The following is a 13,467-nucleotide window of genomic DNA, read 5'->3' as shown; positions in this document are numbered from 1 at the left end:
TTTAAAAATTGGGAGGTAGTAGTGATGACTGGAAACGTAATTGTGGGACAATCAGGCGGACCGACCGCCGCAATCAACTCTTCTTTGGCAGGAGTTATTAGGACAGCAAAGGATCGTGGGGCAGGAAAGATTTATGGAATGCTTCATGGTATCAAAGGACTTATGGAAGAGGACTACATTGACCTTTCCGATTTTATCAAGAATGATTTGGATGTAGAACTTCTTAAACGTACACCAGCAGCTTATTTAGGCTCATGCCGATTCAAGCTTCCTGAAATCCACGAGGATATGGAGACGTACGAGAAAATCTTCGCTATTCTTAACAAGCTCGAAATCGAAGCTTTGATTTACATAGGTGGTAATGATTCTATGGATACCATCAAAAAGCTTTCAGATTATGCAATTATCACAGGTTCACAAATTAGATTTATAGGATGCCCTAAGACTATCGATAACGATTTAGCTCTTACAGATCATACACCAGGTTTTGGTAGTGCAGCTAAATACATCGGTACATCTGTAAAGGAAATTATCAGAGATGGCCACTGTCTTGAGTATGACAAGGGACTTGTTACTATCGTTGAAATTATGGGACGTAATGCAGGATGGCTCACAGGCGCTTCAATCCTTGCAAAGGGAGAAGATTGTGAAGGCCCAGATTTGATTTATTTACCAGAGGTTCCATTTGATGTTGAAAAATTCAAAGAGAGAGTTGAAAAGCTGTTAAAGCAGCAGCATTCAGTTGTTATCTGTGTTTCTGAAGGTATTCACACTAAAGATGGCAAATATGTTTGTGAGCTTGGAAGCAACGTAGAATTCGTAGATGCATTTAACCATAAGCAGCTGACTGGTACAGCATCATATCTTTGCAATTATATTGGTCGTGAACTTGGATGTAAGACAAGAGCTATTGAGCTTTCAACACTTCAACGTGCAGGCTCTCATTTAGCATCTCGTATCGATATCCTTGAAGCATATCAGGTAGGTGGTGCAGCTGTGCTTGCAGCCGACGAAGGTGATACAGGTAAGATGGTTACTCTTACTCGCCATTCTGATGACCCTTACCAGTGCGGTACAGAGGTTAAGGATGTGCACAAGATTGCTAATGATGAAAAGCTTGTTCCCAGAAATTGGATTACACATGATGGTACATATGTGACAGAGGCTTTCATTACCTATGCTAAGCCATTGATTCAGGGCGATGTGGCTCCAATCATGGTAGATGGTATTCCACGTCACATTTGCAGACCTGTTAAAAAAGCAAAGTAATACTATTTGTATTGGGAGGTAGGATATGCAGGTTTTTCATGGTACTATTATCACATGCGATGAGAATAATACTATAGCAAATTACTTAGTTGAGAGGGAAGGAAGAATCGCCTATATTGGTGATACCCTTCCAACCCAGTACGAGGTTGTTCCTCCAATAGAATTGGGGAACAATGTGGCGTTGCCGGCATTTGTAGATACCCATACGCATTATTCTGGTTTTTCCATCTTGCATAAGCTGTTTCCTATCAATGATACAGATTCTAATTCTAAAATATTAGAGCAGCTTAAAGATTATGCTGAAAATACCAGAGAAAACATAATAGTAGGATTTGGTGCCACAGAGTTTTCTGTTTCAGAAGGATATCTGTTATTAAGAGAGCAGATGGATAAGGCCTGTCCAGATAAGCCTGCACTGATAATCAAGCATGACGCTCATTCTGGTGTTGCTAATAGCATGTTTATCGAAACGGTTAAATCCAAAATTGAAAATCTCAGAGGCTTTAACCCTGAGACAGGTGAGCTAAGACAGGAGGCATTTACAACTGCCTGCGAATTCGTTTCTCATGGCCTGTCTACCAAAAAGGTTATAGACTCAATGGTGGAAACTACAGACTTTTTGGCTAGCAAGGGTATTGGTCTTATCTGCTCGGCAAGTGGATTAGGATTTATACGTGATTATGATTTTGATATGGAGCGTTCTGTTGCCAAAGGACTTGATAACGGAATGCAGATAAGGGTTGCTTATCAATGTTCCAATGTAGATAAGATTGCAAAAAAAGACATGAATCGAGTTGTATTTGCAAATCTCGATGGAACATTTTCTAATCAGGATGCTTCTCTTATAGATTCATATTCAAATGCATCACATAAGGGTGTTTCATACTATGATGATGTGGATGTTCAAAAGTTCTGTGTAAATGCCAATAGGGCAGGATACCAGATTGCGTTGCATGCAGTTGGTGATGCTGCTTTTGAACAAGCAGTCAATGCTATAGCTATGGCTCTTGAGGATTACCCAAGATATGACCACAGACATATCATATTGCATGGTTCATTGCCTACCAAGCGAAGCTTAAAGATATGTAGCAAATACAACATTATGATTTCGGCGATGCCATCATTGCTATCTCATATTGATGGCGTTGATGAGTTTATCAAGAATATGCTCTCAGAAGAGCGCTATAGTTTTGTTAATCCACTTCGCACAATTACTGATGCAGGCATAAAGGTTTGTTTCAATTCTGATGCACCAGCCACTGATCCAAATCCGATTATGTGGATACACGATGCTTGCAACAATAAAAATGTTGATGAATCAGTTTCTGTGTATGAAGCTCTTAGAATGGCTACATATAATGGAGCATTATCATTGTTTGATGAAAAAGAGCGAGGAACTCTTGAAATGGGAAAGAGTTGCGATTTAGTAGTGCTTGACGGCAACCCATACGAGGTTCCTGTTAATGAGTTATGCAAGTTAAATGTTGCAGAGCTTTATCTTAAAGGCAAACCATATCAGCGATCAAGAACAGGCTCAATGGCTACCATGCTTCGAGGCATGTTCCCGCAGTAATTAAACTAATTAAATGAGCTCGTAGGCATCAAGCTAATTTCTTACTCAAGCGAAGCTTTCCATGCGAAGCAAAGTAAGATAATGCTTGTAGCCGTAACGAGCGGATTACATGAGGTATAAATGGCATTATCAATAGTAGTTGGTAGTTCGGGTAGTGGTAAATCCACTACCCTTTATTCAAGGATAATAAAAGAATCAATTGAAAATAAGGATAAGAATTTTCTTATCATAGTTCCTGAACAGTACACAATGTCTACTCAGCGTTTGCTGGTTCAGATGCATCCAAACAAGTGCATTATGAACATAGATGTTTTGTCCTTTAATAGATTGGCATATAGAGTATTTGAGGAGCTTGCAGCAGGTGTAAATGCAGTACTTGATGATACCGGAAAATCACTTGTTGTACGAAAGATAATTAATAATCATCTAAAAGAACTCAAAACCTTAAGTAAGAATATAACTAAAATTAGCTATATAACGCAGGTGAAGTCACTTATCTCCGAAATGACTCAGTATAATATAACAGCTGATAAATTAAAAGAGATGATTGCCAGCCCTGCAATGTCTGAAAGTTTCAGGAGAAAAGCCTCGGATTTGTTAGTTTTATACGAGGCTTTTTTGGACTTTATTAATGGAAAATATGTTACCACAGAGTCAATTCTGTCTACACTTAATGAGCTATTAGATGATTCTAAGATTGTACAGAATTCTACGGTAGTTTTAGATGGATTTACAGGATTTACCCCAATTCAGTATCAACTTGTGGAGCACATGCTTGATATATGTGACGAGGTTGCTGTAACCATAACAGCTGATGAAGAAGCATCCCTTCTGGAGGATAAGGGAGAGGATGCTTTATTTTCCATGTCTTCAGAATTTGCATTAAAGCTGAATAAGCTTGCAAAGCGCAAGCAGGTTGAAATCAATCCGATAATGATGATTTCAGCAGATAACGGTTGGTTATCAAATAATAGTGTATTGAGTCACTTGGAAAGAAATATCTTTCGCGACAATTGCAAGGCTTATGAAGGGGACGATGCTAAAGATTCAATAGTGCTCACTAGCTGTCGAAGCATACGAGATGAGCTGCGTTATACGGCCATCCAGATTAATCGTTTGGTGAGACAGGGAATGCACTATAAGGACATTGCTGTTGTTACACCAAATCTAGAAACATATCGCTATTTGGCGGCAGAGATATTTTTTGAGTACAACATACCTTACTTCATTGATGCCAAAACAGAAATCTTGTTTTCACCTATGTCTGAAGCTTTGGCAGCGGTATTTGACATTTTTGAAAGAGATTTTAGAAGAGAAGATGTGTTTAGATTCCTCAGATCTGGAATGGTTGATATTCCAGTGGAGGACATAGATTTTTTGGAAAACTACCTGATTTCTACCGGTATAAGAGGCAAGAAAAAGTATTTCCATCCATTTGCCATCCGTTCTAATCAGTTTTCTGAGGATGAAGATTTGCTAAAGGTAAATCAAATCAGAGAATCCATCATAAAGCCATTTATGGAATTGGATAAGCAGCTTTCAGACAAAAATCTGAATGTACGAATCATTGCAGTGGCTTTATATAATTTTATGGTTACTTTTGATTTTGAAGGCAAGCTCAAACAACGCGGCCAAATGTATGAAGATAAAAATGAGACTGTCAGAGCGAAGGAGTACAGCCAGGTTTACCAGGTCATTATGGATATTTTTGACAAGTTGGTAGGCATTTTGGGCGATGAACCTATGGCGTTAAAGGAATTCCATGACATATATGAAGCAGGATTATCTGCAGCTTCAATTGGTGTCATCCCACCTGCAAATGATAGTGTGATTTTGGGAGATATTGAACGTACCAGATTATCCAATATAAAGGTGCTGTTTTGTATGGGAGCTTCAGACGATTCAATTCCTAAAAAAGTCGAAAATGGTGGTATTTTGTCTCAGTTAGAACGAGAACAGCTTTTAGCATTAGGCTTTGAACTTGCACCTAGTGACAGGCAAAAATCATTTAGACAGCGCTTTTATCTATATTTAATGCTCACAAAGCCAAATGAAAGGCTTTATATTACAATGCCACGAGTAGATGGCGAGGGAAAAGGTGTTAATCCATCATATTTAATTGATACAATTAAAAAATTATTCCCAGGTCTTACATTAAACGAAATTATTGAGTTTTCACCAGAGGATAAGATGCTATCAAAAACAAGCTGTCTTACTTATTTGACAGAGCTTTTGAACAAGGCTGTAACATTTGGGTTTGACGCCTTATCAGCAGAAGAACACAGGCTGCTTAGCCAGCTTATAGCTTGGGCAAAGAAGAATGAGGAAGAAGCACTTAATCTTTTGATAGAAGGTGCATTTTACGAGCACAAAAAGGAAAGCTTTTCTCAGGATGTAATGCTTGCTGTAAATGAGGCATTAAATGAAGATGAGATAATATCAGGCTCAATATCTAAGTTCGAGTTATACAACGAATGCAGCTACAAATATTTCCTTACATATGTCTTAAAGCTTAAAGAACGAGAACAGTTCGAGCTTTCAAGTATCGACATGGGCAACTTCTATCATGAGGCCATTGAGAGATATTCGCAGGCTTTAAAGGAGGATGGCAAGACCTTTAGAGAGGTTACAGAAGCCGAGCGGGAAAAGTATATTGATGTTGCAATTTCCCAGACGTTTGAAAGCATGGCAAAGGTAGCCACCTTGGAGGATTACACTCAAAGATACATCGTGGAGAGTATGAAGGACACATTAAGATATGTGGTTCAGGTAATCACTCTGCAGGTTTCAAGAGGTGAGTTTGAGCCGGAGATGTTTGAAGAAGAAATAACTTCAAAGATATATTCATTAGAAACAGATGAGCAGCTTGCAAATCTCAAGGGAAAGGTTGATAGAATCGATTTAACGGCATCAGATGATAAGGCTGTTAGAATCATAGATTACAAATCAAGCGGTCATAAGCTTGAATTAAGTGAATGCTATTATGGATTATCTTTACAGCTTCCAATATATATGGGTGTTGTAATAGACAAGCTAAAAGAAAAATATCCAAATACAGCATTTCATCCTTCTGCAATGCTTTATTATGAACTTGCAAATAAGTTTTTAGAGACTTCGGCAGATAGCAAGAGTGCCGAAGAAGAGCGAGTAAAGCAGAACAAAATGGAAGGTCTTTTATCTCTTGAGGAAGATGATTTAAGGGCTAATGATTCTACGGTAGGACTGGGAGATGGTCAGACTAAAGAATCATCAATTGTACCTTATGGAATAAAGGCAGGAGGAGATTTATCTGCCAAAACAAATGCTGTTAGCAGGCAGGATATGCAAACAGTAATAGATTACTCTATGCTATCTGCATCGAAGACGGCTGAAAGAATAATTGAAGGCGAGTTTGAACCATCACCTGCCCGTTTAGGGACACACATCGATGCCTGCAGATATTGTAATTACAGTAGCATATGTCACTTCAACGAAAATGAAGCTGGGTTTAATGCCAGGGATTTGGCGAAGGCAAAAGACAATTCGGAAATAATAGAATTAATGAAAAAGGAATTAGGAGAGGATACCAGTGGCACTGACTAAGGAACAGGAGCTTGTAAAAAATACAAGAGGTAAAAATATGCTTGTTAGCGCTGCAGCAGGCAGCGGCAAGACTTTTGTATTGGTAGAGCGAATTATATCTGAAATACTGGATGAGAAAAATGGAATAGATGTAGATCAAATCCTGGTGGTTACCTTCACAAATGCAGCAGCGGCAGAGATGAAGGACAGGATTCGTCAAGCTATAGAAAAAGCAATCCTATCAAATAGCAGCAGTGCCAGAATCCGTACCCAGGCCACACTTATTCATAGCGCTCATATCCGTACCATTGATAGTTTTTGCAATTGGATTGTTAAAAACTACTTTTATGAAATTGATATGGATCCTTCCTTTAGAATCGGTCAGACTGGTGAGTTGAAAATGTTGGATGATAATGTGTTCAACGATCTTTTGTCATCCAAACTTGAAAACCCAGATGAGGATTTTAAGCTTCTGGCAGATGCTTATATAAGTGGAAGAAATATTTCCACATTAAAGGATATGGTGCATGAGCTTCACAAGAAGGCTCAAAGCTATGCTTGGCTCGACGAGTGGTATGACAATGCTCTTAAACTGTATGATATCGATACTGTTGAAGCGCTGGCAGATTCTGAGCTTGCAAAAGAAATTGTTAAACTGACTGATACTTTTCTGGAAAAGCCTATAGCTCAATTAGAGCGATTCATATCTTTATATAATGGAGATTGTAAAAGCGATGATGCCACACAGCTGTCTCATGAGCTTGCATTGTTGAAACGCATTTTTGAAGCATCAAGTTATGTGGATAAGTATGAAGCTATCAATAATACAAGCTTTGCGGCAAGGCTTGGTACAAAGGGAACAGTACTGAATGATGATGATATAAAACGAGCAAGAGCACTGCGCGCATTATATAAAGAAATAACAAGATCTCTTCAGGAATCATATTACTCTGTAAATCTAGAGAGTATGGTAAGGGATATTTCATTTGTTAAAAGGCAGGCAGAAGCATTACTGAAGTTTGCAAAGGCGTATTCCGAAGCGCTTCTTTTGGAAAAGAAGCAACGCAATATTTTTGATTTCAATGATATTGAGCATATGGCACTTGAAATACTCAGGGACAAGGATTCTGAGGCCCACGAAAAACGTCCTGTTGCCATTGAGCTTTCCAATCATTTTAAAGAGGTAATGGTTGATGAGTATCAGGATTCCAACGAACTACAGGAGCAGATACTAACAGCTATCACAAATGGGCGAGATTATTTCACAGTAGGTGATGTAAAGCAGTCTATTTATGCTTTTAGACAGGCTAGTCCAAAGCTTTTTATTGATAAGCTGGATTCGTATCCAATGACAACAGAAGGGGATTCTATTCGCATTGATTTGGATAAAAATTTCCGTAGTAGATTTGAAGTTCTGGAATTTTGCAATAAAGTATTTGAACCGCTAATGCAGATGGATGTAGGTGGTGTTACCTATGACGAAAGGGCTGCTTTAAAGCTTGGGGATGATTCCTTTAAAGGAAATAAAGAGGATTATATTGCCGAGATGCTTATTGCATCAGAGGATAAAGATGCAATGAGTGAGTTGAATATTGATGATGCAGATTCTCTGGAAGCTCTTGTAATAGCAAAGAGAATAAAGGAGCTTGTTGCAGAACAATTTGAAGTTAGCTGTAAAGGTGATGATGGAAGAGCTCAAAGAAAAATGGGGCTTTCGGATATTGTTATCTTGATGCGAGGCACGAAAGATCATGCAGATAAATATATTTCTGTGTTAAAGGATTGCGGTATTCCGGCCTATGTTGCGGAGGAAACTGGGTTCTTCGATAGAGAAGAGATAGAAACAGTGCTTGCCATGCTTCAAACAATCGACAATCCATTTAATGATATTCCAATAGTTGCAGCGCTTCATTCTCCTATGTTTGGATTTTCGTCAGAAAGATTGGCAGAAATCAGAGCTACTAATCCAAAGATTTCATTTTACGACTGCATTCTGGAATATCAAAATGAGTTTCATGCAAAAGATGTGGAAGCATTCCTTGAAGTATTAAATCAGTTTAGAGATGAGGCTATTGATACTCCGATTCATGAAATGCTTCAGCATATTTTAAAAGAAACTGGATTTGACGTATACACAAGAGCGCTTCCTAATGGAAAGATGGCGTCGGCTAATTTAGATAAGCTTATCGATGAAGCCATAAGATTTGAAAATACCAGCTTTAAGGGTTTATCCAGATTTGTCTCATATATAGAAGGACTTAAGACATACGATGAAGATTTAGGCTTGGCTAAGATTGTAACCGAAAATGATGAAGCAGTTAGAATTATGACTATTCACAAGAGCAAGGGACTTGAGTTCCCGGTTGTTTTCGTTGCAGGCTGTGGCAGAGGCATAAAATCCGAAGGGGGATATTATTGTTATGATGACAAGCTGGGACTTGCTATGAATTATCGCAATCCAGCTACACGACTTTCATATAAAACACCTCTTTATAATATAGTAAAGTCCAGAGTCCAGGCAGAGGCCAGAGGAGAGTATTTAAGAATACTGTATGTTGCACTTACCAGAGCGGTAGATAAGCTTATCATTACATCGACAGTAAAGCCGTCTAGTAGCAAGAGTGTCATACAAAAGTTAGAGGAGTTTGATGCCACCCTTGACACTTACACAAAGCTAAAGGCTTCTTCGAGTTTGGAGTTGATAGTTAGAGCTTTGAATATTACCGGCTACAACTATAAAAGGAAATTGATAAATTGCGAAGATTTATTTATAAGTGAAATCCAAGAAACCATATCAAAAGAGCAGGCTAAAATAATCATAAAGGATATGATTTCAAAAGATGAAATGAATTCCGAAAATGCGATATCAAATATCTTATCTTATGAATATGATGGTATTAAAGACAGCGCATATAAAAGCAAGTACTCGGTTTCTGAAATCAAGCATCAGCAGATGGAAAAGGCTTTTGCATTTAATGAAGATGCTGCACCTGCATTCATATTTAACGAGGATGAACGATACATTCCAATATTTATGAGAGGGGCATCTGAAGAAGAAACAAAAAATGCCAATGTCCCGGCTGGAGCACTATATGGAACTGCAATGCATAGGTTTTTGGAATGCTATGATTTTGCTAGAGAGGATATTATAGACTCTTTTGATGAACAACTTAAATATATGAATCAAATCAAGTGTTTATCAGAGGATGAGTTTGAAAGAATTAGTATCAATAAATTAAAAACATTTTTGAAGGATGATTCCGCAAATCGTATGCGCATGGCGGCTTTAAAGAATCGTCTTTATAAAGAAAAGCCTTTTGTCTTTGGCTCAGATGCAGAGGACTTGTTTGCAGATTCGGATGCATCAGATGAACTGATTCTTGTTCAGGGAATCATTGATGTATTTTGGGAAGAAGATGATGGAATAGTTCTTTTGGATTATAAGACAGATAGAGTGGACGAAGAAGATGAGTTAGTGTTAAGATATGAAAAGCAATTGCAGTTGTATAAATCTGCAATTGAAAAAGCATACGAGCAACCAGTTAAAGAAGTGTTAATTTATTCGTTTGCATTAGAGAGGAGTATTTCAATATGTACGACAAATTAGTAGTCGAAACTTTTTTGGATAAACAGCTTCAGCTTTTTCCTGAAAAGGTAGCTGAGAACTATGACGAAGCTGCAGAGTTCTTAGAGGATGTATGTGCAGTTGTCTGCAAAAATAAAAAAGAAGTTATGGCATATCTTGAGGATGGAATGGATACAACGGGTATGTCTGAGAATGAAATTCTATCTGCAGAGGAAGTTTTTCCTTTAAGTGATGGAAGATATCTTGTTGTAGAGGGTTAATATGAAGTTTATAAAAAGAATTACTGCATTCGTATTTACGATATGCTTATGCCTCACCATGTCGGCATGTACAATAAACGATAAGGAAGTGTACTTTGGTGCGCCAAGTGGTCATAGCACTGTATTTAAAATCGGAGATATGAAGTGCTCAAAGAAAGAGGCGCTTGTTTATCTTTTAAATGAAAAAAATATCTATGGCTCTGTTAATGGAGTTAATCTTTGGTCTGATGATTACGATGTCAGCACCATGACAAGTTCGATTAAAGATTTGACAATGGAACATCTTACACGTGTTTATGTATTAAATCTATATGCCGAGGAAAATGAAATTGAACTTTCTGATGCTGAAAAAAAGGCATGTGAAGATGCAGCAGCTGAGTATTACAAATCATTGAACTCAGCAGAAAAATCATTCACTGGTGCAAAGAAGGGCGACATAGAGAAAATATATGAGCACTATGCATTAGCTTCAAAGGTATATCAGGAATTAATGGATTCAGTTGATGAAGAAGTTTCAGAAGATGAAGCACGAGTTATGGAAGCTTTCGTGTTATTTGTATCTGATGAATCAAAGGCTCAAGAGATTCAGGGAATGATTGATTATGGATACACATTCGAGAGACTTGCATCTACATACACAGAATTGGATTCTTACCAGGTGACTTTTGGAAGAGGAGAATACCCTGAAGAAGTTGACGAGGTTGTATTTAATCTAGATACAGATGAAGTAAGTACAGCTGTTGCAGCAGACGGTGGATATTATTTTTTCCAGTGCTTGGACAAGTATAATGAGGAGCTGTCAGAAGCCAATAAAGAAGTAATTATTGAGAATCGTCGTAAGCAAGTTTTAGACGATATTGTTTCAGATATAGAGAATAGAAATTTTTCAGATATGAATACTAAATTGTGGAATGGTATAGATTTTCCTGAGGATGTGTCGGAACTTACAAACGACAAACTATTTGCTACACTGAATGAATATTTACAATAGTTACGCAATTTATACGAAAAAGTGAAGATTATTATAATTTTATTAGTTATTTGGTAGAAAATTAGGGGTAAATACTAGCAATTGCAAATGTAAATGACTATAATATACCTTAATAAAAAAATAATAATGTTTTGCTCATATAGGAGGGTGAAAAAATGGTAACAACAAAAGTAACAGTTGATGACGTAAAGAAGTCAGCTGCATCAGCTGCTAGTACAGTAAAGGTTGCAGCGGCTAATGCAACAGAGGCTACAAAGAAAGCCGTAACAGAAGTTAAGAAGGAAGCTACAACAGCAAAGAAGACAGCTACAAAGGCTAAGGCTACAGCTACAAAGAAGGCTGAGACAGTAAAGAAGACAGCTACAAAGGCTGTTAAGAAGACAGTAGCTAAGGCTAAGAAGGCTGTAGTAACAACAGCAGTTGTTCAGTATCAGGATCGTGAGTTCACAGAGGCTGAGTGCTTAAAGAAAGCTCAGGCTCAGTTCAAGAAGGATTACAAGAAAGAGACTCTTGAGGAAATCAATATCTACATCAAGCCAGAAGAGCGCAAGATTTATTATGTTGCTAATAAGGACCGCGTAGGCTCTGTAGATCTTTAAAATTAAATTAGTAGTATTTTGTTGGAACTGTTTGCGTTATCGTATATGCGATAACGCTTTTTTTATTTTTTTCTTTATGGTATGTCATACGTTTAACATTAAATAACATTCTTAGAATTTGAATGAGAGATGATATTATGTAAAAAGTGCACAAAAATGACAACTAGAAATTAACTCATTCTAACAAAATGAGCATTTTGGGGCCTAAAATGTATGTCAACCGATTGACATACCATATAGCCAATGCTATTATCTTCACATAAACAACACACAACCTATTGAAGGAGGGTTAATTGTAATGAAGAAGAAGTTATTATCACTTTTAGTGGTAGCTACTATGTCAGCATCATTTGTAGCATGCGGCAATGGCGGATCAGATTCTAACGGTTCTGGTTCAGGGGTTTCAATCACAATTTTAAATTCTAAGACTGAGATTCAGACTCAGTTCGAGGAAATGGCTGAGGCTTATGAGGATGCTACAGGAGTTCACGTTGAAGTATACAACGCTGACACAGACACAACTGTTGCTTCTCAGGTAGCAACAAAGTATGCATCTAATGATCCATACACACTTACAATGGTAGATGCAAAGGATATTTATTCACTTGCTGATGATTATGCTTACGATCTTTCAAATGAAGATTGGGTTAGCCATACAAACCTTGGTATTACAGTAAACGATAAGCTTGCTGGTTTCCCATTCTGTGTTGAGGCAAGAGGTGTTCTTTACAACGCAGATGCAATCGAAGCTATCACAGGTGAGACATTTGATCCATCATCTGTAGCAACACTTGATGATTTCAAGGCTCTTTTAGATGAGCTTAAGGCAGGCGGAATGGAACAGCCAGTTGGTGTTCTTTCTGAGTATTGGTCACTTGGAGCTCACTACTTCGCAGAAGTATACGAGCAGCAGGAAGATCCAGATGCATTCGTAAACTCATTACTTGCAGGTGAGGCTGATCTTGGAAGCAATGAAAAGTTCAACGAACTTATGGATACATTTGATACATTAATCGCTTACAACTATGCTAAGGGCTCAGCAGCTAACGCAGATCGTGAAGAGACATCAATGAAGCTTGCTGAAGGCGAAATCGCATTCATGTTTGGTGGTAACTGGGATTGGTCAGTAATCAACCAGTACGATTACACAGAGAACATGGGAATTATGCCAGTACCAGAGAATACATCTGATGATACAAATACAAAGCTTGTAGGTGGCGGTTCTAAGTACATCTTCGTAGATAGCTCAGACGCTACTTCAGATGAGCAGAGACAGGCAGCTCTTGATTTCTTAAATTGGCTTGTAAGTGATCCCGAAGGAAATGCATTCTTAACAGAGCAGTGCGCACTTGTTCCTGCATTTGATAACATTGATGCTTCAGCACTTGACCCACTTTCATTATCAGTTAAGTCTTACGCTGATGCTGGAAAGCTTATCCCTAACTACAACTACTTACCAGATGATCACATGACAGTTGTAGGTCAGGAGATTATGCAGAAGTACTTAGATGAGGCTATGAGCAGAGACGAATTAGTTAAGGAAGTAGAAACATACTTCAAGTCTGCAACACCAATTGAACATTAAATGCATATTTTTTGCGAAGCTGTAAGCGAGTAAAAATTATGCT

At 38.0% G+C, this 13,467-nt stretch carries 8 protein-coding genes; all 8 read left to right on the top strand.

Annotated features, from left to right (window positions below; translation table 11 throughout):
- Window positions 1–24: 24 nt before the first annotated feature.
- Entirely contained in the window at window positions 25–1,269 is a 1,245-nt protein-coding gene (locus T498_RS0104050) for a 6-phosphofructokinase (protein ID WP_028234816.1), read from the top strand.
- 25 nt (window positions 1,270–1,294) lie between these two features.
- Window positions 1,295–2,842, top strand: coding sequence for an amidohydrolase (locus T498_RS0104045; protein ID WP_028234815.1), 1,548 nt, complete (start codon window positions 1,295–1,297; stop codon window positions 2,840–2,842).
- Between the two features lie 120 nt (window positions 2,843–2,962).
- Window positions 2,963–6,424 carry a PD-(D/E)XK nuclease family protein gene (locus T498_RS0104040; protein ID WP_028234814.1) on the top strand — a complete coding sequence of 1,154 codons (3,462 nt, stop codon included), beginning with the start codon at window positions 2,963–2,965 and terminating at the stop codon, window positions 6,422–6,424.
- Window positions 6,411–10,010, top strand: coding sequence for a helicase-exonuclease AddAB subunit AddA (addA, locus tag T498_RS0104035; RefSeq protein ID WP_028234813.1), 3,600 nt, complete (start codon window positions 6,411–6,413; stop codon window positions 10,008–10,010). The genes T498_RS0104040 and addA overlap by 14 nt, the downstream gene beginning before the upstream one ends.
- Complete coding sequence (locus tag T498_RS0104030; RefSeq protein ID WP_028234812.1) at window positions 9,995–10,249, top strand: hypothetical protein; 255 nt, start codon at window positions 9,995–9,997, stop codon at window positions 10,247–10,249. Before addA ends, T498_RS0104030 begins: the two co-directional genes overlap by 16 nt.
- Window position 10,250: 1 nt before the next feature.
- Entirely contained in the window at window positions 10,251–11,240 is a 990-nt protein-coding gene (locus T498_RS14795; RefSeq protein WP_051524579.1) for a peptidylprolyl isomerase, read from the top strand.
- A 155-nt stretch (window positions 11,241–11,395) separates the two neighbouring features.
- Window positions 11,396–11,839: a DUF6465 family protein gene (locus T498_RS16105; RefSeq protein WP_051524578.1), complete on the top strand. Its 444-nt coding sequence runs from the start codon at window positions 11,396–11,398 to the stop codon at window positions 11,837–11,839.
- A gap of 298 nt (window positions 11,840–12,137) precedes the next feature.
- On the top strand, window positions 12,138–13,424 hold the full coding sequence (locus T498_RS0104015; protein ID WP_028234811.1) for an ABC transporter substrate-binding protein: 1,287 nt from the start codon (window positions 12,138–12,140) through the stop codon (window positions 13,422–13,424).
- Window positions 13,425–13,467: the final 43 nt, after the last annotated feature.

This window comes from Pseudobutyrivibrio sp. MD2005 (assembly GCF_000621865.1).
GTDB lineage: Bacteria > Bacillota > Clostridia > Lachnospirales > Lachnospiraceae > Pseudobutyrivibrio.
This window is presented reverse-complemented; position numbering and strand designations above follow the sequence as displayed.